This window comes from Phreatobacter aquiterrae, from assembly GCF_053471285.1.
This window is the reverse complement of the sequence record NZ_JBJPHW010000002.1, coordinates 486,872-508,035: the sequence shown is the minus strand read 5'-3', so window position 1 is coordinate 508,035 and position 21,164 is coordinate 486,872. Positions and strand designations below refer to the sequence as shown.

Annotated in this window: 20 protein-coding genes; 15 read left to right on the top strand and 5 right to left on the bottom strand. The window is 67.8% G+C overall.

What is annotated here, in order from left to right; genetic code table 11:
* Positions 1-56: 56 nt before the first annotated feature.
* Positions 57-470, bottom strand: a complete 414-nt coding sequence (locus ACJ4V0_RS04945) for a c-type cytochrome (protein ID WP_448298445.1) — start codon at positions 468-470, stop codon at positions 57-59.
* Between the two features lie 285 nt (positions 471-755).
* Here ACJ4V0_RS04945 and ACJ4V0_RS04940 point away from each other — a divergent pair, with 285 nt between their 5' ends.
* The 10 genes from ACJ4V0_RS04940 to ACJ4V0_RS04895 all read left to right on the top strand — a co-directional run bounded on the left by ACJ4V0_RS04940 (position 756) and on the right by ACJ4V0_RS04895 (position 12,313).
* The gene (locus tag ACJ4V0_RS04940; RefSeq protein ID WP_448298444.1) at positions 756-1,127 is read left to right on the top strand and encodes a metalloregulator ArsR/SmtB family transcription factor; all 372 of its coding nucleotides are present in this window, start codon (positions 756-758) and stop codon (positions 1,125-1,127) included.
* Between the two features lie 88 nt (positions 1,128-1,215).
* The gene (locus ACJ4V0_RS04935; RefSeq protein ID WP_448298443.1) at positions 1,216-3,450 is read left to right on the top strand and encodes a sensor histidine kinase; all 2,235 of its coding nucleotides are present in this window, start codon (positions 1,216-1,218) and stop codon (positions 3,448-3,450) included.
* Positions 3,419-3,817: a response regulator gene (locus ACJ4V0_RS04930; protein WP_448298442.1), complete on the top strand. Its 399-nt coding sequence runs from the start codon at positions 3,419-3,421 to the stop codon at positions 3,815-3,817. Before ACJ4V0_RS04935 ends, ACJ4V0_RS04930 begins: the two co-directional genes overlap by 32 nt.
* Complete coding sequence (locus ACJ4V0_RS04925) at positions 3,814-4,239, top strand: DUF3574 domain-containing protein (RefSeq protein ID WP_448298441.1); 426 nt, start codon at positions 3,814-3,816, stop codon at positions 4,237-4,239. The genes ACJ4V0_RS04930 and ACJ4V0_RS04925 overlap by 4 nt, the downstream gene beginning before the upstream one ends.
* A 42-nt stretch (positions 4,240-4,281) precedes the next feature.
* Positions 4,282-5,196, top strand: coding sequence for an oxygen-dependent coproporphyrinogen oxidase (hemF, locus tag ACJ4V0_RS04920; protein ID WP_448298440.1), 915 nt, complete (start codon positions 4,282-4,284; stop codon positions 5,194-5,196).
* A 34-nt stretch (positions 5,197-5,230) separates the two neighbouring features.
* Entirely contained in the window at positions 5,231-6,886 is a 1,656-nt protein-coding gene (locus ACJ4V0_RS04915; RefSeq protein WP_448298473.1) for a thiamine pyrophosphate-dependent enzyme, read from the top strand.
* A gap of 199 nt (positions 6,887-7,085) precedes the next feature.
* On the top strand, positions 7,086-8,042 hold the full coding sequence (locus ACJ4V0_RS04910; RefSeq protein WP_448298439.1) for a tripartite tricarboxylate transporter substrate-binding protein: 957 nt from the start codon (positions 7,086-7,088) through the stop codon (positions 8,040-8,042).
* Positions 8,043-8,252: 210 nt separating this feature from the next.
* Positions 8,253-9,884, top strand: a complete 1,632-nt coding sequence (locus tag ACJ4V0_RS04905; RefSeq protein WP_448298438.1) for an alkaline phosphatase family protein — start codon at positions 8,253-8,255, stop codon at positions 9,882-9,884.
* Positions 9,885-9,969: 85 nt separating this feature from the next.
* Positions 9,970-11,247: a DUF3422 family protein gene (locus ACJ4V0_RS04900; protein WP_448298437.1), complete on the top strand. Its 1,278-nt coding sequence runs from the start codon at positions 9,970-9,972 to the stop codon at positions 11,245-11,247.
* Positions 11,248-11,332: 85 nt separating this feature from the next.
* Positions 11,333-12,313 (top strand): aldo/keto reductase, encoded by a 981-nt coding sequence (locus tag ACJ4V0_RS04895; protein WP_448298436.1) that lies wholly within the window; start codon positions 11,333-11,335, stop codon positions 12,311-12,313.
* A gap of 8 nt (positions 12,314-12,321) precedes the next feature.
* Here ACJ4V0_RS04895 and ACJ4V0_RS04890 read toward each other — a convergent pair whose 3' ends face one another.
* The 4 genes from ACJ4V0_RS04890 to ACJ4V0_RS04875 are packed head-to-tail and all read right to left on the bottom strand — an operon-like array spanning position 12,322 to position 14,705.
* On the bottom strand, positions 12,322-12,531 hold the full coding sequence (locus ACJ4V0_RS04890; protein ID WP_448298435.1) for a hypothetical protein: 210 nt from the start codon (positions 12,529-12,531) through the stop codon (positions 12,322-12,324).
* Between the two features lie 10 nt (positions 12,532-12,541).
* On the bottom strand, positions 12,542-12,856 hold the full coding sequence (locus ACJ4V0_RS04885) for an NIPSNAP family protein (protein WP_448298434.1): 315 nt from the start codon (positions 12,854-12,856) through the stop codon (positions 12,542-12,544).
* Between the two features lie 4 nt (positions 12,857-12,860).
* Positions 12,861-13,373, bottom strand: coding sequence for a cupin domain-containing protein (locus ACJ4V0_RS04880; protein WP_448298433.1), 513 nt, complete (start codon positions 13,371-13,373; stop codon positions 12,861-12,863).
* A gap of 3 nt (positions 13,374-13,376) precedes the next feature.
* Positions 13,377-14,705 (bottom strand): NAD(P)/FAD-dependent oxidoreductase, encoded by a 1,329-nt coding sequence (locus tag ACJ4V0_RS04875; RefSeq protein ID WP_448298432.1) that lies wholly within the window; start codon positions 14,703-14,705, stop codon positions 13,377-13,379.
* 338 nt (positions 14,706-15,043) lie between these two features.
* On the opposite strand from ACJ4V0_RS04875, the gene ACJ4V0_RS04870 reads away from it, so the two are divergent.
* The 5 genes from ACJ4V0_RS04870 (at position 15,044) to ACJ4V0_RS04850 (ending at position 21,074) form a co-directional block, all read left to right on the top strand.
* A complete protein-coding gene (locus ACJ4V0_RS04870) occupies positions 15,044-15,892 on the top strand; it encodes a VOC family protein (RefSeq protein ID WP_448298431.1) in 849 nt (282 codons plus the stop codon).
* A gap of 95 nt (positions 15,893-15,987) precedes the next feature.
* Positions 15,988-17,586, top strand: coding sequence for an ABC transporter substrate-binding protein (locus tag ACJ4V0_RS04865; RefSeq protein ID WP_448298430.1), 1,599 nt, complete (start codon positions 15,988-15,990; stop codon positions 17,584-17,586).
* A gap of 30 nt (positions 17,587-17,616) precedes the next feature.
* Complete coding sequence (locus ACJ4V0_RS04860) at positions 17,617-18,594, top strand: ABC transporter permease (protein ID WP_448298429.1); 978 nt, start codon at positions 17,617-17,619, stop codon at positions 18,592-18,594.
* A gap of 3 nt (positions 18,595-18,597) precedes the next feature.
* A complete protein-coding gene (locus ACJ4V0_RS04855; RefSeq protein ID WP_448298428.1) occupies positions 18,598-19,428 on the top strand; it encodes an ABC transporter permease in 831 nt (276 codons plus the stop codon).
* A 17-nt stretch (positions 19,429-19,445) separates the two neighbouring features.
* Positions 19,446-21,074, top strand: a complete 1,629-nt coding sequence (locus ACJ4V0_RS04850; RefSeq protein ID WP_448298472.1) for an ABC transporter ATP-binding protein — start codon at positions 19,446-19,448, stop codon at positions 21,072-21,074.
* Positions 21,075-21,164 lie beyond the last annotated feature (90 nt).

Genomic DNA, 21,164 nt, shown 5'->3' with positions numbered 1-21,164 from the left:
GCACCGGCCGGCAAGACGCCGGTGGCGGGCTGAGGGCTGGAGCGCGCCGCGGTGTCTCAGGGCTGCTTCTTGCCGTCCGGGCCGAACTGCCTGAGGAAGGCGGTCAGATTGGCGATCTGGGCCTCGTCACGAATTCCGACGAACACCATGCGCGTGCCGGGCGTGACGGTCCGCGGATCCCGGATGTAGGTCGCGAAGTTGTCTTCCGCCCAGACCTTTTCGGCGACCGCCGGGGTCTTGTAGGCCGGCGAATAGTTGAAGCCGGCGACCGATCCCGCCCGGCGGCCGAAAAGGCCGTTGAGCTGCGGGCCGACAAGGTTGCGCGCCGTCTCGCCAAGCTGATGGCAGGCGCGGCACTGGCTGGCGAAAACGCGTTCGCCGGCAGCCGGGTCACCGGCCGTCTGGGCGAGGGACGGAGACGCCGCGGCGAGAGCAACGGCCACACCGGCGGCGAGGACATGGATGCGCATGGGCTTTCCCGATTGTTGGGCACCGCCGGGGCGGAGGCCGCCTGTCGTTGGTCGACGTAGAGGATAGTGACTGGCACAGACCGGGGCCAGCGGCCTTGATCTGCCTCAGTGCGCCGTCACGTCCTCAATGCGCCGCGACTTCGGGGCTCGCGCTTTTCGCGTGGACCGGGTTACGAAACCGCATCCGAAGGATTATTTAGGATCGCGGAATATGTCGGTGGGCAGCACCGGCATGCCTCTTGCGTGGATTGCTCCAACGTATCGGGCTTCAGTGAGGTGAGATCGATGTCGTCGGGCGTTGCAGCAATTGCCGGAGCTTTCGCCGCCCAGGACGGCAGGTCCCCGGCCATCGAGAGCCTCATGGGCAAGGCCCGCGATGCCAGCGATTTCCTGAAGGCGCTGGCGCACGAGAACCGCCTGCTTCTGCTCTGCCTCCTCTCCGAGAGGGAGCGCTCGGTCGGGGAGCTGGAAACAATCTTGGCCCTGCGGCAGCCGACCGTCTCGCAGCAGCTGGCGCGCCTGCGGCTCGAGGGGCTCGTCACGACCCGCAGGGACGGCAAGACGATCTACTACAGTCTCGCGAGCGACGACGTGCGACGGGTGATCGGCGTCGTTTACGACATCTTCTGCGGCGCACCGGACAAGTCCGCAGACTGATCCCCGACACGCCAGACCAGGAGAGCGCGCGCCGCACCGGTGCTAGACTTCCCGAAAACATCCCGCGAATCACACGCGGATGGAGGGAATGGTCTTGGACGATGCGGTGAAGGAACGTTCGCTCGCAGTCTACCTCGCCGCCTTTGCGGCGGCTCTCTCAATTCCGCTGCTGCTCCTCGCCGGTCTGCTCGCCTGGCGCTATGCACAGGCCGAGGGCGCCCGGCTCGAGGCGGGTGGCCTGCAGCGCACGGAGAACGTCGCGGCGGAGATCGACCGGCTTCTGTCGTCCCGCCTCGCCATCCTGAAGGTCCTTGCGACCTCGCCGACCATCGACCAGCGCGACTTTCTTGCGTTCGACGATCAGGCGCGCGAGTTCTCCGGCCTCGGCATCGAGATCCGGCTGCGCGGCCTTGACGGCCAGATCGTGGTCGATACCAGCGTGCCCCGGGGAATGCCCCTGCCGAACTGGCCGATGATCCAGCCGATGCAGGAGGCGATCGCGCTCAAGGCGCCGGTCTTCTCCAACCTGTTCGTCAGCCGGGGCACCGGCACCTATGCGGTGGCCATCTTCCTGCCGGTGATCCGCAATGGCGAGGTCGCCCACCTGATATCGACAACCTTCAGTCCCGACGTCTTCTCGCGCGTGATGACGGAGTTCGGCGTCCGCGCTCCCTACTCCGCCTCTCTGTCGGACCGCTCCGGTCTCATCATCGCCCGGTCCGAACGGCATGCCGAACTGGTCGGGCGCCCGCTGCCCGCCTTCACGGCGGCCGTCGGCACCAGCGGCAACTGGCGCGGCACCAATGCCACCGGCATCCCCGTGTCCGCTTTCTACATCCGCTCGCCGATATCGGGGTGGCTGCTGACGCTCGGCGTCGACGTGACGGCCCTCAACCGCTCGCTGTGGCAGTCGCTGGGATGGATGGCGGCAACCGCCGTGCTTCTGCTCACGCTAGCCGTTGGGATGGCATGGTTGATCGTCGGCCGGCTGGCCTCCGCAAGCCGTGCAATGACGGACGCCGCGACGGCTGTGGGCCGAGGGCAGCTCACGGTCGTGCCGAAGACGCAGATCGCCGAGGTCAACCGGGTTGGCGAGGCCTTCGCCCAGGCCTCCGTCCGGCTCCACCTCCAGTCCGCGGCGCTGGCGCGCGCCAACCGGGAACTGGAGCAGCGGGTCGAGCAGCGCGGGGTCGAACTCAAGGCGAGCGAGGAGCGCTATCGGCTGCTCGCCGAAAACGCCAGCGACCTGATCATCCTGCGCAACGCCGAGGGCCGTGTCTTCTATGCATCCCCCTCCGCCCGCAAGCTGCTCGGCTATTCGCCGGAGGAGATGCGGGAGATCAGGCCGGCCATGCTGGTCCACCCCGACGACTGGGCGCGGGTGGACACCATCAACCAGGCCATCAGCGAGGGGAGAGACCTCGGCTTCAGCATCCACCGGCTGCGCCACAAGGAGGGTCACTGGGTGTGGATCCAGGCGGCGTACAGCCGCCTCGAGGGCGTCGGGCCGGACGAGCCCAACATCATGGTCGTCGTTCGCGACGACACCGAGAGGCAGGAGCAGGAGGCAAGGCTCCACCAGTCCAACGAGGCCCTGCGGCAGTTCTCGGCCATTGTGTCGCATGATCTGCAGGCGCCGCTGCGCCACATCAACATGTTCTCGGACATGCTGAAGTCACGCGTCGGCGAGAGCGACCCGCAGGCGGCGGGCTATGCAGCCAGCATCATGGCGAGCGTCGAGCGCATGCAGCGCCTCATCCGCAGCCTTATCGCCTACACGCAGGTCGCCTACGCCTCGGTGAAGCAGGAGGATGTCGATCTTGCGCGCGTCGCGGCGGACGCCGTGGCCCTGCTGGGTGCGGACATCGAGGCCGCTGGCGCGACAGTGAAGACCTTCAACCTGCCGACCGTGACCGGGGACGCGGGACTTCTCATCCGACTGTTCCAGAACCTCATCGGCAACGCGGTGAAGTACCGCGGCGAGGAACCGCTCGTCGTCAAGATCCGCGCGCGTCCGGCGGGGCGCTTCTGGGAAATCTCGGTGGAGGACAACGGCATCGGCATCGACGGGACCTATGCCGACCGGATCTTCGAGATCTTCCGCCGCCTGCACCGCGACGAGAGCCGCTATCCCGGACTCGGGCTGGGGCTCGCCCTGTGCCGCCGCATCGTGGAGAGCCACGGCGGCGAAATCTGGCTCGACAAGGAGTGGTCGCGGGGCGCACGCTTCCTCCTCACGCTGCCGCGTCGGCGTGCGGACAAGACGCGAGGAACCGGAGGAGAGGATGCAGATGCCGGGTCGGAAGCTGCTGATCGTCGATGACGATCCCAACGAAGTCCTGTTCCTGCGCAACGCCTTCGACGGAGCCGCGTCGTCGTTCGACATCCGCCACGCCGACTCCGGCGAGGCGGCACTGGCCGCGATCCCGGTCTTCCATCCCGATCTCGTCCTGCTCGACCTGAACATGCCGGGCATGGATGGCTACGACGTGCTCGGACGGATCCGCGCCGGCGATGCCACCCAGGGACTGCCGACCCTCATCTTCTCCTCCTCGGAGCGGCAGGAGGACGTCGATCGCAGCTATCGAAACCACGCCAACGCCTATGTGGTGAAGCCGCGCTCCTTCGAGGGCTATCGCCAACTGGCCGAGAGCATCGAGCGCTTCTGGTACGAGACCGCCCGGCTGTGAAGGGCCGGGTCATCGTGCCGCGGGCGGTTGCGCTCGTCGCGCTGGCTGTCGGCCTCTCGGGCTGCGTGACGACGACCTCGCCGGCATGCCCGCCCGGTGGCCGCGAGCGTCTGGTCGCGGAGTTGCTGTTCGGCCGCAACATCGGCGGGCGCGTCGGTGTCACCGAGACCGCCTTCCGACGCTTCGTCGATGCCGAGGTGACACCCCGCTTTCCCAATGGCCTGACCATCACCGACAGCCGAGGCCAGTACCGGCAGGCCGACGGCCGGCTGGTGCGCGAGCCGGGCAAGGTGATCCTGATCGTGCTGGGCGACGAGGCGCGCGACCTGCCGCGCCTCGCCGAGGTCGCCTCCGCCTACCGCCGCCGCTTCGCGCAGGAATCGGTGGGCATCATGACGCGCCGCGCCTGTGTCGCCTTCTGACCGGCTTGAAGGCGAAGGCCGGAGGGCGCTAGATCGCGCGCCATGAAGACGACCAACGCTCCGCGTCCCGATCCATCGCCGCTGCCGCCCGACCTGTCGGAGCGCAAGATCCGCGCCCGCTCCTGGTTCGAGGCGCTCCGCGACGACATCTGTGCCCGCCTCGAGGCCCTCGAGGATGAACTGACCGGTTCTCCGGCGCCGGCCGGCCGGTTTCGTCGCAAGCCCTGGACGCGCACCGACCATACCGGCCGTGACGGCGGCGGCGGTGTCATGAGCATGATGGCGGGCCGCGTCTTCGAGAAGGTCGGCGTCCATTGCTCGACGGTCTATGGCGAGTTCGCCCCCGAGTTCCGCGCCCAGATTCCCGGCGCCAGCGACGACCCGCGCTTCTTCGCGACCGGTATCTCGCTGATGGCCCATCCGGTGAATCCCAACGTCCCGGCCGTCCACATGAACACCCGGTTGGTGGCGACGACGCGGATGTGGTTCGGCGGCGGCGCCGACCTGACGCCGGTTCTCGACCGCCGCCGCAAGCAGGACGACCCGGACACGCTCGCCTTTCACGCTGCCATGCAGGCGGCCTGCGCGCCGCATTCCGTCGCCGACTATGCCCGGTACAAGGCCTGGTGCGACGACTACTTCTACCTGCCGCACCGCAAGGAGCCGCGCGGCATCGGCGGCATCTTCTTCGACTATCTCGACAGCGGCGACCGGGATGCGGACTTCGCCTTCACCCAGGATGTCGGGCGCGCCTTCGCCGACATCTATCCCGAGCTTGTCAGGCGCAACGTGGGAACGCCGTGGACCGAGGCCGACCGGGAGGAGCAACTCGTGCGGCGCGGCCGCTATGTCGAGTTCAACCTGCTGCATGACCGCGGCACGGTGTTCGGGCTGAAGACGGGCGGCAACGTGGAGAGCATTCTCTCCTCCATGCCCCCGGTCGTGAAATGGCCGTGAGCCCCGAAGGGCGGCACGGAGGGAGGGGAGCATGATGCAGCGGATGACGGGCGGCGAGGCGATCGTCGCGGGGCTCCTCGCCAACGGGGTCGACACGGTCTTCGGCCTGCCGGGCGCGCAGATGTATCCGCTCTTCGACGCACTCGCCCGCAATGCCGACCGCATCCGCACCATCGGCGCGCGGCATGAGCAGGCCTGCGGCTACATGGCCTTCGGCTACGGGCGCTCGACCGGCCAGCCCGGGGTCTATTCGGTCGTGCCCGGTCCGGGCCTGCTCAACACCACGGCGGCGCTGGCGACGGGCTGGGGCTGCAACACGCCGATGGTCTGCCTGACAGGGCAGGTCCCTTCGGCCTTCATCGGCAGGCGCCGCGGCCACCTGCACGAGATCGCCGACCAGCTCGGCACGCTGAAGTTGCTGGTCAAATGGGCCGAGCGTATCGAGAGGCCGGCTGATGCGCCGGCCCTCGTCGCCGAGGCCTTCCGGCAGGCGCAGTCGGGTCGGCCGGGACCGGTGGCGCTTGAGATGGCCTGGGACGTGATGGCGGATTCCGAGGTTGTGCCGGATGCCATCGCCGGCGTTCGCGACGCGCCGCCAAAGCCCGCTCCGGCGATGATCTCTCACGCCGCCAACCTCATCCGCGCGGCCCGCCTGCCGATCATCATGACCGGTTCCGGAGCCCAGCACGCGAGCGCCGAGATCGCCCGCCTTGCCGAGACCATCGGCGCGCCGGTGGCGGCCTTCCGGGGCGGGCGTGGCGTCATCGACGAGGAAGGCCCCTGGGGCCTCTCCTCCTACGCCGCCTTCCGCCTGTACCGCGACTGCGACCTCGTCATCGCCATCGGCACGCGGCTCGAGATGCCCACCATGCGCTGGGGCAACATGATGCAGGTGGCGACCGGCCTCGACGGCGGCCGCAAGCTCATCCGGATCGACATCGATCCGGCCGAGATGACGCGGCTTTTTGCCGATGCCGGCATCGTCGCCGACAGCGCCGAGGCGGCGGCCGCGCTGGCCGAGGCCCTTGCCGGACACCGCGGCCCCGACAACCGTTCCGCCATCGCGACGGCGCGGGCCGAGGCCGCCTCGGCCATCCGCGTCGTCCAGCCCGAGATGGACTATCTCGATGTCATCCGCGACGCCCTGCCGGCCGACGGCATTCTCGTCGAGGAGCTGTGCCAGGCCGGTTTCGCCAGCTATTTCGGCTACCCCGTCCACCAGCCACGCACCTATGTCTCGACCGGCTTCCAGGGCACGCTCGGCTTCGGCTTCCAGACGGCGCTCGGCGTGAAGGTCGCCCATCCCGACCGCGACGTGGTGTCCATCGCCGGCGACGGCGGGTTCATGTTCGGCGTGCAGGAACTGGCGACCGCCGAGCAATACGGCATCGGCCTCGTCACCGTCGTCTTCAACAACCAGGCCTACGGTAATGTCCGCCGTGACCAGGAGACGCGCTACGGCAACCGGCTGATCGGCGCCGACCTGGTCAATCCGGAATTTCCCGCCCTCGCGAAGGCCTTCGGGGTGGACAGCGCGACCGCCTCCTCGCCGGCCGAACTGCGTTCGGTTCTGTCCCAGGCCCTGCAAACGGCGCGGGCGACGTCGCGCCCCTCGCTCATCGAGGTGAAGGTCGAACGCGGATCGGAGGCCTCGCCCTGGCCCTTCATCCACCCGGTGAAGGCCTATTGACCGGCGCATTGCATCGCCCAAGTGCGTCCGGAAGCGAGCCTCGAAGGACGCACCTGGCTCATGCAAGGCAAGCCTCTGGCCTCAGGCGTCTAGCCGCAATTACCTATCATAGGAAAAAAATCATTGACACGGCGCCCCGCCGTTGATAGGTTGTTTCGTTCGTGCAGTGATGGGGTTTGACGACTAACGGGAGCTGGGCATGGATCGCAGACATCTGATGGCCGGCGCGGCCCTGCTGCCTTTCGCCGTGCGCGGCGCTCGCGCCCAGTCCGGCCCGATGCGCTTCATCTTTCCCTTCGCCGCCGGCGGGGCAGGGGACGCGCTCACCCGCATCGTCGCCGACGAGATCGGCGGGGCGCTGAACGAGACGACCATCGTCGAGGCGCGTCCGGGTGCCGGCGGCCAGATCGGCACGCAGGCGGTCATCAACGCGCCGCCCGATGGCCGCACCTTGTTGCTGACGCCGGTGGCGCCGATCATCATTCACCCGATCATCTTCCCGCAGCTGCCCTACGATCCGTTCCGCGATCTCGCGCCGATCAGCCTCGTCACCACCTTCGACTTCGCGCTGGCGATCCATCCGGACACGCCGGCGAAGACCCTGACCGAGCTCGTGGCCTGGATGAAGCAGGACCCGCGCCGCGCCACCTACGGTTCACCGGGCGTCGGCAACCTGCCGCACTTCTTCGGGGCGCTGATGGGCGAGAAGATCGGCGTCGCCATGCAGCACGCGCCCTACCGCGGCTCGGCGCCGGCGCTCAACGATCTCCTCGGCGGCCAGGTGCCGATGGTCATGACCACGACCTCCGACGTCACGGAGCTGGCGAGGGCAGGCCGCATCCGCGTGCTGGCCGTCTCCGGCCGCGAACGCTCACCCTTCCTGCCCGACGTGCCGACCTTCACCGAGGCCGGCATCCCCATCGCCGGCGGCGCCTGGTACGCGCTCTATACGAAGGCCGGCGCGCCGGCCGAGATGATCGGCAAGGTCAGCCGCGCCGTGATGGCGGCGATGCGCGATGCGGCCGTGAAGGAGAAGGTGCTGCGCCTCTCCATGGTGCCAACGGGGTCGACGTCGGAGGATCTCGCCCGCATCCAGAAGGAAGACCACGACGCCTGGACGCCGGCCGTGCGCGCCTCTGGCTTCAAGCCTTCGTAAGGGAAACTCGCCCCACCCTCACCCTCCCCTTGTGCGCTTCGCTTCAAGGGGAGGGGGACTACGACGCCCCGCAACTGCAGATCAGTCGCGCCTGGCTCGGCCTCAGGCTGAAAGGCGCGACGCGGTAGTCTCCCTCTCCTCGCATCAGCGAGGGGAGGGTAAGGGTGGGGCCTTCAGAAATCGCACGAAGCCCAGCCGGAACGAATTGCCATGCCGCATGCCGACAGGAATGTCCTCTTCATCATGTGCGACCAGCTGAGGTTCGACTACCTGAGCTGCTACGGACACCCGAAGCTCAAGACGCCGAACATCGATGCGCTGGCGGCGCGCGGCGTGCGCTTCACCCGCGCATATGTCCAGTCCCCGGTCTGTGGCCCCTCTCGCATGAGCTATTACACCGGCCGCTACATGCGCTCGCACGGCTCCAACTGGAACAACTTCCCGCTGCGCATCGGCGAGCCGACGCTCGGCCAGCACATCAAGGGTCTCGGCGTCCGCAACGTCCTCGTCGGCAAGACCCACATGACGGCGGACGACGAGGGCATGGAGCGGCTCGGCATTCCGAAGGGCTCGGTGATCGGGGTGGAGGCGGCGCAGTGCGGCTTCGAGCCCTATGAGCGCGACGACGGCCTGCATCCCTCTCGCCCAGGCGCGCCGCGGCCGGCCTATGACAAGTATCTCGAGGAGCACGGCTTTCCCGCCCGTAACCCCTGGGAGGATCGCGCCAATTCCGGCGTCGGTCCCAACGGCGAGAAGCAGAACGGCTGGCTGCTCGCCCATGCGGACAAGGAGGCGAACGTCCCGGAGGAGCACTCCGAGACGCCCTACATGACCCGCCGCGCCATGGACTTCATCCGCGAGGCGAAGGAGGACGGCCGCCCCTGGTGCCTGCACCTCTCCTACATCAAGCCGCACTGGCCCTATATCGCGCCGGCGCCCTACCACGACATGTTCTCAGAGGATGACGTCCAGCCGGCGATCCGCTCCGACGGCGAGCGGCAGAACCCGCATCCCGTCTACGGCGCCTTCATGGACATGCGCGTGTCGCGTAACTTCTCCCGCGAGGAGGTCCGCCGCCGCGTGATCCCCGCCTATATGGGCCTGATCAAGCAGATCGACGACCAGCTTGGCGTGCTGTTCAGGTTCCTCGATGACGAGGGCCTGACGGAGAAGACGATGATCGTCTTCACCTCCGACCACGGCGACTATCTCGGTGATCACTGGCTGGGCGAGAAGGACCTGTTCCACGAGGTTTCGGTGAAGGTGCCGATGATCATCGTCGACCCGTCGACGGAGGCTGATGCCGCCCGCGGCACGGTCTGCGACGCGCTGGTGGAAGCCATCGACCTCGCTCCCACCTTCATCGAGTTCTTCGGCGGCGTGCCGCCGCGCCACGTCCTCGAGGGACGATCCCTGGTGCCGCTGCTGCGGGGTGCGAAGCCGCTCGACTGGCGACGCGTGGCGATCTCCGAATACGACTATTCCATGCTCGATTCCCGCCGCACGCTCGGCCGCAAGCCGGACGAGTGCCGCCTGTTCATGGTCTTCGACGGCCGGTTCAAATATGTCCACGCGCCGGGCTTCCGCCCCATGCTGTGGGACCTCCAGACCGATCCGAACGAATATCGCGACCTCGGCGACGACCCGGATTTCGAATCCGAGCGCGACCGGCTCAAGGAGCATCTCCTCGCCTGGGCGCTGACCGACCACAACCGCATCACCATGCCCGACGCCACCATCGAGACCTACGGGCCCGCCCGGCAGATGCGCGGCGGCATCCTCATCGGCTACTGGGACGAGACGGAGGTGGCCGAAGCCCGCAAGGCCTACGGCCTGGATTGAGCGGCGCAGGGTCGTCGTTCCTGCTTGCCATCGGGCGTCGCGCGAGGCTCCATGAAAGTCCCCGCCCGGTCAGGACAGAGCCGCCGTGAGTCTCGACTTCGATCCCCATCCCCTGCGCCGCCAGGTGCTGGACGAGTTGCACGCCCGGCCGTTCCAGCTCGTCGAGACGCCGCGCCGCGTGCTGCTGCACGCCTTCTCCACCGGCGATCTTCCCGCCTCCGCGGAGCGCGCGACGCTCGCCGCCTGGTGCACCGCGACCGGTGCGGCCCGGCCGGACGACGGGGCCAACTTCCATCGCGCGGTCTTTCCCACGGCGCGGCTGCGCTGGGAGCGGCACAGCGAGTTCTCCACCTATGGCTGGGACGTGTCGGCGCCGGGCGCCGATCCCTTCCACTGGCCGCTGCCGCAGCCGACCCCGGTCGGCGGCTCGCTGGCGGCGCCCGGCCCGCTGCTCGTCGCCATCGATCTCGCGCTGATGCGCGAGGAGGCCCTCAAGCCGGACTGGCAGAGCCTCTTCGACCCGGCCTCGCTTTGCGTCTCCACGGTGAAGGACGGTGCGGCGCTGATCGCCACCGACTTCCGCCAGGATGCGCGCGGCTTCACGCGCATTCTCGTCGTCGATCGCGGGCTCAATCCGGCCGCAGCCGGCGCCCTGATGCAGCGGCTGCTGGAGGTGGAGACCTATCGCTGTTTCGCCCTGCTCGGCCTGCCCGAGGCGCAGCGCATGGGGCCGATCATCGGCCGCATCGAGCGCGAACTGGTGGCGGTGGCCGGCCGCATGAAGACGGCGACGGGGCTCGAGAGCAATGCCGCCCTGCTCGACACGCTCGTCGCCCAGGCCGCCGAACTGGAGGCGGAGGCGGCCCTGTCGAGCTTCCGCTTTGGCGCGACGCGCGCCTACGAGGCGCTGGTGCGCTCGCGCCTCGCCGTCATCGGCGAGACGCCGGTGGAGGGGCGCTCCACCTGGGCGGCCTTCCTCGACCGCCGCTTCGCCCCTGCCATGCGCACCTGCCAGACCGCATCCGAACGGCAGGCGGAGCTGTCGCAGAAGCTCACCCGCGCCGCGAACCTGCTGCGCACCCGCGTCGACATCGCCCTCGAACAGCAGAACCGTGCCCTGCTCGAGACCATGTCGGAGCGCGGCCGCCTGCAGTTGCGCCTGCAGCAGACGGTGGAGGGGCTCTCCATCGCGGCGGTCTCCTACTATGTGCTCGGCCTGCTCGGCTATCTGTTCAAGGGCGGCAAGGATGCCGGCGTGCTGCCCTTCGAGCCGACGGTGGCGACCGCCGTGGTGCTGCCCTTCGTCGTGGTGCTGATGGCGCTGGTGGTGCGCCGCATCCGCAGTTCGCACGGCGAACATTGACCGCATCGCTGCCCCGGCGCGCCGCGCCGTTCCGCCGGCCGGCGCGATCGGCTAGACCTTCGGCGAAACCCAACGGGAGATCGCCATGGAAACCGTGAAGCTCGGCCGCACCGGCCTCGACGTCTCGCGCCTCTGCCTCGGCTGCATGACCTATGGCGCGCCCGACATGGGCGCCCATCCCTGGTCGATGGGCGAGACCGAGAGCCGCCCCTTCATCCGGCGGGCGCTGGACCTCGGCATCAATTTCTTCGACACCGCCAACATTTATTCCCTCGGCTCCAGCGAGGAGATCGTCGGCAAGGCGCTGAAGGACATGGCGAAGCGCGACGACATCGTCATCGCCACCAAGGTGTTCAACCGCATGCGGCCGGGACCGAACGGCGCCGGCCTGTCGCGCAAGGCGATCATGACCGAGATCGACCATTCGCTGCGCCGCCTCGGCACCGACTATGTCGACCTCTACCAGATCCATCGTTTCGACTACGACACGCCGATCGAGGAGACGCTGGAGGCGCTGCACGACGTCGTGAAAGCCGGCAAGGCGCGCTACATCGGCGCCTCCTCGATGAGCGCCTGGCGCTTCCTGAAGATGCTGAAGACCTCCGAGGCCAACGGCTGGACGCGCTTCGTCACCATGCAGAACTACGTCAACCTGCTCTACCGCGAGGAGGAGCGCGAGATGCTGCCGCTCTGCTGCGAGGAGGGTATCGGCGTCATCCCGTGGAGCCCGCTCGCCCGCGGCCGCCTGACCCGCGACTGGGACGAAACCAGCGCCCGCACCGAGACCGACGAGTTCGGCAAGACGCTCTATGCCGCGACCGGCGACGCCGACCGCAAGGTGGTCGGGGCCGTCGCGAAGGTGGCGAAGGGCAGGGGTATTCCGCGGGCTCAGGTCGCGCTTGCCTGGGTGTTGCAGAAGCCCGGCATCACCGCGCCGATCATCGGCGCCAGCAAGATGGAGCACCTTGACGATGCCGTAGCGGCGCTGTCGGTAAAGCTGACGGCGGAGGAGATCGCGGAGTTGGAAGGCGCCTATGTCCCGCACGCGGTGGTGGGGTTCAAGTAGGGCGATGCTCAGCCCTTGATTTCATACAGGCCGCGGGCAACGCGAATGAACAATTCGGTATTTTGTCCTGGATTGCCTTTTGCGTGTTTGGCGAGAAACGTCCTGTATGTGTAGTCTGCCCAACCTGGGCAGACGGCTCTTACCATCTCTGCGTTGAAGGGTTGCCTCAGCTTTCCGGTTCTTGCTGCTGAGTAAATCTGCTTTGCGAACTCCTTCAATGTCGCCTCCTCACCGGATCGGCGAGAACCGCGTCGGCCTGAGAAACCGCACGTGCTGGGTCTCGACGAGGCCCTTCACCTTGGCGAGATAGGCCTGCCAGCGCGGGTCGGCCATCATGCGGTCGCGGCGGACGAGGCGGTCGTCGAGGCTCTCGTAGGACCACCAGGCGACGACGTGGTTCAGCTCCGCCGTCTCGGACGTGAAATAGCCGTGGAAGGTGCCGAGCAGCTCCTTCTGGATCGGCAGCCCGTGCTCCTCGTAGAGCCCGACGAACTCCGCCACATGGCCGGTCCTGATGCGGTAGTCGCGTTCCTCGACGATCATTCTCTCACCCCTTGGGATTGTGCGACGGATCAGCCCAGCCGAAGACGGTGCGCTTTTCGATCTCGGCCACGTCGACGGGGCGGGGGAAGGGCTCCGGCGCGGGCTCGCCGGGCGTCCGCTCGCGGCCGATGGCGGCGAAGAAATCCTCGAGGCCGCCCGGCATCAGGAACCAGACGAAGCTCATCGGCTCCGGCCCCGGATTGACGAAGCCGTGCTTGCGGTCGCGGCCGATGAAGACGGTGGAGCCGGCCTCCATCGCGATGTCCTCGCCGTCGATCCGCGCGAAGCCCTTGCCCGAGGTCAGGTGGATCACCTCCTCGTGCTGGTCGTGGGTGTGCTCGCGGATATGGCAGCCCGGCGCCACCGTCTGCGTGCCCATGGCGAAGCGGTTCTCTGAGGTGATCGTCTTCGGGTTGAGGATGCAGCGCACGAAGCCGTTGGCCGGCACGGGCTGCCAGTAGGACGGGCTCTCCTGCGGGCCGAAGACCTTCACCTCGCCGGGCGGTGTCGGGCTCATCAGTCAGACCTCCTGCGCGTCGAGCCGCCGGTAGAGCGGCAGGGCGTAGGGCGCGATGCGCCGGAGAATCGGCTGGAAGGGCTGCGGCGTCGGCTCCGAGAACGGCAGCCCGAGTTCGCTCTCGGGGACCCCTTGCGTGATCTTCGCCAGTTCCCGCCCCAGCGAGACGGACAGCGCCACCGCCCGGCCGTTGCAGCCGGCCCAGGCGTAGCCGTTGGGACCGAGCCTGTGGAAGCGCGGGAAGCCGGCGACCTGGGGTTTCAGAAGGTTGTCCGGCGTCATGCCGACATAGCCCGACCAGACATAGTCGAACTCGACGTCGCCGATCTGCGGCCAGAGCTTTTTCAGCCGATCCGCGAGATAGGGCTTCAGGTTGTCGCCGGCGGCACCGGGAAAGATCGCCGCGCCGCCCGTCACCAGCCGGTTGCGCGCATCCCATCGGCAGAAATAAAGCTCGCGGTGGGTGTCCGACATCGCCTGCCGGTCGGGAATGATGGTCTTGGCGATGTTGTCGCTGATCGGCTTCGTAGCCATCTGCCAGGACAGCACCGGAATGACCTCACGGGCAATGGCGGGATTGAGCGTGTCGCTGAACTCGCCCGTATAGGCGTTGGTGGCCAGCACCAGCGCCTTCGCCGTCACCGAGCCCTTGTCCGTCTTGACCACCCAGGCATCGCCGACGCGCGCATAGGACTGGACCGGCGAGCGCGAGCGGATGACGGCGCCGAGCGTCAGGGCAACCTCGGCAAGGCCACGCGCCAGCCCGAGCGGATTGATGTGGCCGCCCGTCCGGTTCCAGAAGCCGCCGAACCAGGCGTCCGAGCCGAGCATGCGGGCCATGGCCTCGCGGTCGAGCAGTTCCACCGGCGCGCCGAGCGCCGACCACTCCCTGACCCGCTTTTCGGCGATCTTGAAGCGGCCCGGCGAGTGAACCGGCTGCACCCAGCCGGCCTGTTCGGCCTCGGCCGGAATGTCGTGCTTGCGCACGATGTCGAAGAGATATTGCGCGCTGTCGCGCAGCACGGCGTTGAAGCGTTCTCCTGCGTCGCCGTGCCGCGCCGCCATACCGGAGGGATCGTGACCGGCCAGCGTCGGGATCACCTGTCCGTTGTTGCGTCCAGACGCGCCCCAGCCGGGCTCCACCGCCTCCACGACCGTGACCCCGACGCCCATCTCGCGCAGGTGGATGGCCGTCGACAATCCCGTGAAGCCGGCGCCGATGACGACCACATCGGCGGTCTCGTCACCCGTCAGCGGCGAAAGCGCGGGACCTGCAGGCGCGGTCGCGGCCCAGAGCGAAGGCGGCCAGGGGGCCGATGATGTCGACGACATGAAGCATTCTCCGCGGAATGTGGCATGATCCATGAAAGCGATATGCCGGAGCAGCGGCAAGGGCCGGGTGCCGGCGGCTGTGGAGGAGGGGGCCGCCCGGACGGTGGAATGGGCTTCGGTGACTCCAAGATATAGAATAATAATCTGTTTGTATTGCGAATGGCAGAAAAATGATACCGTGTGTCTTATCAATAATGTCGTTTGACAGAATTTTGTGCTATGGTAGCTATGAAGTGTGAGCAGCCGAGGTGCGGCGTTTCTGCTGGCCTCGCCGCGTTGCCTCTGCCGTCGCATTAGGCTGAACTGCGCGCCACATTTGATCAGGGAGGGCCGCTGCCATGCCGCTCAAGCACATTCTCGGCGCAGACCATGTCGTGGTCACGGTGCGCGATCTCGACGCAGCGGCGAAGGGCTGGGAGCGCATCGGCTTCACCATGTCGCCGCGCGGCACCCATTCGCCGCATCTGGGCACCGGCAACTACACCACCATGTTCGGCGAGGACTATCTGGAGCTGCTGGGCGTTCTCACCGAGACCGACCAGAACAAGCCGACCCGCGACTTCCTCAGCCGGCGCGAGGGCATCGAGCGCACCGCCTTCACCACCGATGACGCCGCCGCCGGCGCGGCGGAACTGAAGGCGCGTGGCCTCGAGCCGCTCGGCCCCGTCCACTTCGGCAGGCCCGTCGACCTGCCGGGCGGCGGTACCGGCGAGGCCAAGTTCAACGTGTTCCGCTGGCCGCTCGACCAGAATCCGGGCGGCATGCGCATCTTCGCCTGTCAGCATCTGACCCGCGACACGGTCTGGATTCCGGAGATCATGACCCATGCGAACGGTGCGAAGCGCATCGCCCGCATTGAGGTGCTCTCCGCCGATCCGAAGGCCGCCGCGCAGAAGATGGCAGGGCTCATCGACGAGCCGGCGACCGAGACGCCCGACGGCTGGCGCGTGCCCTCGGGCGGCAAGCGCGCCGACTTCCGCTTCTACGACGCGAAGACCTTCGAGGCGCTCTATCCGGCCGCCGTCCGGGAAGGCGCTGCGTCCGAGGGCGCGGTTGCCCTGGTCATCGCCACCGACGACCTCGCCAAGGCGAAGGCGGCCTCGGGTGGTATCGCCCATGGCGAGGAGACGGTCAGCGTGCCCGCCAGGCGCGCCAATGGCGTCATCGTGAGCTTCGTGCCGCATTGAGCGGCACCGACAATTCCTAAGCAGTGGGGCGATTGACGGGAATTTCCCATTCGCCCATCGTTGAATTCGAGTGTGCCCGCCGCCAGGAGGCTTTCATGAACTTTACCCGCCGCGCAGCCCTGATGACCTCGGCCGCCATCGCCGCCAACGTCGTCGATCCGTTCAAGGCCTTCGCCCAGCAGACGCCCCGCAAGGGCGGCGTCTTCGTTGTCCACTACGGCGCCGAGCAGCGCCAGCTGAACCCCAGCATCCAGGCCTCCACCGGCGTCTATATCGTCAGCGGCAAGATCCAGGAGCCGCTGGTCGATCTCGATGCCGCCGGCAATCCGGTCGGCGTGCTCGCCGAGAGCTGGGAGGCAACCCCCGACGGCAAGACCATCACCTTCAAGCTGCGTCGCAACGTGACCTGGCATGACGGCAAGCCCTTCACCTCGGCGGACGTGCAGTTCACCGCCATGGAGATGTGGAAGAAGGTGCTCAACTACGGCACCACGCTGCAGCTCTTCCTGACCGCCGTCGACACGCCCGATCCGCATACGGCGATCTTCCGCTACGAGCGGCCGATGCCGCTGAACCTGCTGCTGCGGGCGCTGCCCGACCTTGGCTACATCTCCGCCAAGCATCTCTACGAGGGCAGCGATGTCCGCCAGAACCCGCGGAACCTTGCCCCCGTCGGCACCGGTCCGTTCAAGTTCGTGTCCTACGAGCGCGGCCAGCACATCATCGCCGAGCGCCACGACGGCTACTGGAAGGGTCCGGCGAACCTCGACCGCATCATCTGGCGGGTCATCACCGACCGCTCCGCCGCCGCCGCCCAGATGGAGGCCGGCCAGCTCCACTACTCGCCCTTCTCAGGCCTGACCATTTCCGACATGGCGCGCCTCGCCAAGGATCCGCGCTTCGTCGTCTCGACCAAGGGCAACGAGGGCAATGCCCGCACCAACACGCTGGAGTTCAACTTCCGGCGCAAGGAGCTGGCCGACCTCAAGGTGCGCCAGGCCATCGCCCACGCCATCAACGTGCCCTTCTTCATCGAGAACTTCCTCGGCGACTTCGCCAAGCTCGGCACCGGCCCGATCCCCTCGGTCTCGGCCGACTTCTATCCGGGCGCCGACACGCCGCAGTATCCCTACGACAAGGCCAAGGCGGTCCGGCTGCTCGAGGAGGCCGGCCTGAAGCCGGGCGCCGGCGGCACCCGCCTGTCGCTGCGCCTGCTCCCGGCGCCCTGGGGCGAGGACATCTCGCTCTGGTCGACATTCATCCAGCAGTCGCTGGGCGAGGTCGGCATCCGTGTCGAGGTCGTGCGCAATGACGGTGGCGGCTTCCTCAAGTCGGTCTATGCCGACCATGCCTTCGATCTCGCCACCGGCTGGCACCAGTACCGCAACGATCCGGCCGTCTCGACGACGGTCTGGTATCGCTCGGGACAGCCGGCCGGCGCGCCCTGGACCAACCAGTGGGGCGTCGCCGATCAGGTGCTCGACAAGATCATCGACGACGCGGCCACCGAGGTCGATCCGGCCAAGCGCAAGGCGCTTTATGCCGACTTCGTCAAGCGCGCCAACGGCGAACTGATGATCTGGATGCCCATCGAGCAGATCTTCGTCACCTCGATCACGGCCAAGGCCCGCAACCACTCCAACACGCCGCGCTGGGGTTCGTCGTCCTGGCACGATCTTTGGTTGGCGGAGTGAGCCCGCAGCACCAGCCCCCGGCCTGATCCCATGCGTGTCCTCAGTCTAGCGGGGCGGCGTCTCGCCGCCTCGATCCCGACCTTGTTCCTGATCCTCGTCGGCGTGTTCCTGCTGCTGCAGTTCGCGCCGGGCGACACGGTCGACGCCATGATGGCCCAGATGGGCGGCGGCGACGCGAAAACGGCGGAGGACCTGCGCCGCTTCTACGGGCTCGACATGTCGGTCACGGCGCAGCTTGCCAGCTATCTCTGGCGGCTGGTGCGCTTCGACCTCGGCTTCTCCGCGATCTACGGCAAGCCGGTGGCCACCGTCATCGCCGAGCGCCTTCCGGCGACAATCCTCCTGATGACCGCCTCGCTGTCCTTCGCCTTCTTCTTCGGCCTCATCCTGGGGGTCATCGCGGCGCGCGGCGTCAACAAGTGGCCCGACACGCTGATCTCCACGGTCGGCCTCATCTTCTACGCGACGCCCTCCTTCTGGTTCGGGCTGATGGCCATCGTCGTCTTCTCGATCTACCTGCAATGGCTGCCGGCCGGCGGCCTCGAGGACATCACCACCTCGGCGACCGGCATCTGGCGGACGCTCGATATCGCCCGCCACCTCATCCTGCCGACGCTGACCCTCGGCCTGATCTTCCTCGCCATCTACCTCAGGATCATGCGCGCCTCCATGCTGGAGGTCCTGAACCTCGACTTCGTGCGCACCGCCCGCTCCAAGGGCCTCGACGAGACGCGCATCATCACTCGCCACGTGCTGCGCAACGCGCTTCTACCGATGGTGACGCTGATCGGCCTGCAGGCCGGCACCATGCTGGGCGGCTCGGTGGTCGTGGAGAGCGTCTTCTCCCTGCCGGGGCTCGGGCGCCTTGCCTATGAAAGCGTCGTCCAGCGCGATCTCAACACGCTGCTCGGCATCATCTTCGTCTCGGCCCTGCTGGTCATCACGGTGAACTTCATCGTCGACCTCGTCTATGCGCGCCTCGACCCGCGCATCACAACGGGGGGCTGAGCCATGGACGTCATCAAGGCCTATTTCCGATCGCCCCCGGCCATCATCGGGCTCGTGCTGCTGGCGGTCATCATCGCCATGGCGCTCAGCGCGCCCTTCCTCTTTCCGCGCGACCCGCTGGCGCTGGCCGGCCGGCCGCTGGTCTGGCCCTTCGCCAATCCGCGCTTTCCCCTCGGCACCGACAATTCCGGGCGCGACATCGCGGCGCAGATCTTCTACGGCGCCCGCATCTCGCTGCTGATCGGCGGGGTCGCCACCGTCATCGCCATCGTGATCGGCATCGCCATCGGGGCGGTCTCGGGCTACTATGGCGGCTGGGTCGACAATGTGCTGATGCGCATCACCGAAGCCTTCCAGACGCTGCCGAACTTCCTTCTGCTCCTGGTTCTGGTGGCGGTGTTCGGCTCCAACATCGTCACGGTGACGGTCGCCATCGGCATCGTGTCCTGGCCCGCGCCGGCGCGCCTGACGCGCGCCGAATTCCTGTCGCTGCGCAACCGCGAGTTCGTCCAGGCCGGCCGCACCCTCGGCCTGAAGGACCTCAAGCTCATCTTCGGCGAAATCCTGCCCAATGCCCTGCCGCCGGTCATCGTCTATGCCAGCGTCGTCATGGCGGTGGCAATCCTGCTGGAGAGCGCGCTCGCCTTCCTCCGCCTCTCCGACCCCAATGTCGCCTCCTGGGGTAACCTGATCGGCCTCGGCCGCGACGTGCTGCGCGTGCAGTGGTACGTCTCCGCCATTCCCGGCATCGCCATCCTCGTCACCGTGCTCGCCGTCTCCCTCGTCGGGCAGGGGCTCAACGACGCCCTCAACCCGCGTCTGAAGGGACGGTGACCGTGAGCCAATCCCCCGTGAATGCCGCCCCCGTTCTCACCCTCGAGGGCCTAAGCGTCCGCCTGCCGGCGGGGGCCGACCGCCCGCATGCGATGAAGGACGTCTCCTTCGCCATCGCCTCCAACGAGATCCTCTGTGTCGTCGGCGAGAGTGGCTCGGGCAAGTCGATGACCGCCAACGCCATCATGCGGCTGCTGCCGGGGGGCGTCACCATCGACGGCGGCAAGGTCATGTTCGGCGGCCGCGATCTGACGCAGCTCTCCGACGCAGAGATGCGGGATGTGCGCGGCGCCGGCATCGCCATGATTTTCCAGGAGCCGATGACGGCGCTCAATCCGCTGCGCACCATCGGCGACCAGATCGGGGAGATGTTCGACATCCACACCGGCCTGTCGAAGGCGGAGATCGCCGCCAAGGTGCAGGACCTCCTCGTGGAGGTGCGCATTCCCGATCCGAAGCTCGCCGCCCGCGCCTATCCCCACGAGCTCTCCGGCGGCCAGCGCCAGCGCGCCATGATCGCCATGGCGCTGGCGCTTGACCCGAAGGTGCTCATCGCCGACGAGCCGACCACCGCGCTCGACGTGACGACGCAGGCGCAGATCCTCGCCCTCATCAAGGATCTGCAGAAGCGCAAGGGCACTGCGGTGCTGTTCATCACCCACGACTTCGGCGTCGTCGCCGAGATCGCCGACCGCGTCGCGGTGATGCAGCATGGCCTCGTGGTGGAGCAGGGGCCGGCGGCCGATGTGCTCAACCGGCCGCAGCACGCCTATACAAAGCAGCTCATCGCCGCCGTGCCGCCGCTCAAGGCGCCGCCACCGCGGCCGATCTCCGACGAGCCGATCCTGACCATGGCGAACGTCTCCAAGACCTTCCGCACCGGCGGTTTCCTCGGCCGCGGCGTGCGCGTCACCCATGCGGTGAAGGACGTCTCGCTGGTGCTGCCGAAGGGCGGCACGCTCGGCATCGTCGGCGAGAGCGGCTCGGGCAAGTCGACGCTCGCCCGCTGCATCATCCGCCTCATCGATCCCGACAGCGGCTCGGTGGTGCTGAACGGCAAGGACCTCGCGAAGCTGACGCGCGAGCAGATGCGCCGCGAGACGCAGCATATCCAGATGGTGTTCCAGGACCCCTTCGGCTCGCTCAATCCGCGCCGCAAGGCCGGCGAGCTCGTGGCACAGGGGCCCATCGTCCACGGCATGGACCGGGCGAAGGCGCTCGCCAAGGCCAAGGATCTCTTCGGCCTCGTCGGGCTCGATCCCGCCTCCACCGACCGCTATCCGCACGAATTCTCCGGCGGCCAGCGCCAGCGCATCGGCCTCGCCCGCGCGCTCGCACTGGAGCCGGAGGTGCTGGTGGCCGACGAGGCGGTCTCCGCCCTCGACGTCTCGGTGCAGGCGCAGGTGCTGCGGCTCCTCGCCGACCTGCGCACGCGGCTCGGCCTCTCCATCGTCTTCATCACCCATGATCTGCGCGTCGCGGCGCAGGTCTGCGACCTCGTGGCGGTGATGAAGAGCGGCGAGGTGGTCGAGGCCGGCCCCATCGGCGAGGTCTTCGGCAACCCGCAGCACCCCTATACGCAGGCGCTGCTCGCCTCCATTCCGGGGCGCGAGTTCGGGCTGTCGCGGGAGGCCGAGACGGTCTGACGGCTCCGGTCCCGCCAGCTTTGCGATGGGCAGCCTTGCAGGTCGTCGGCCGAAGGGCGACTTTCCAAGGGCTCCGACGCTGCCTAAGGT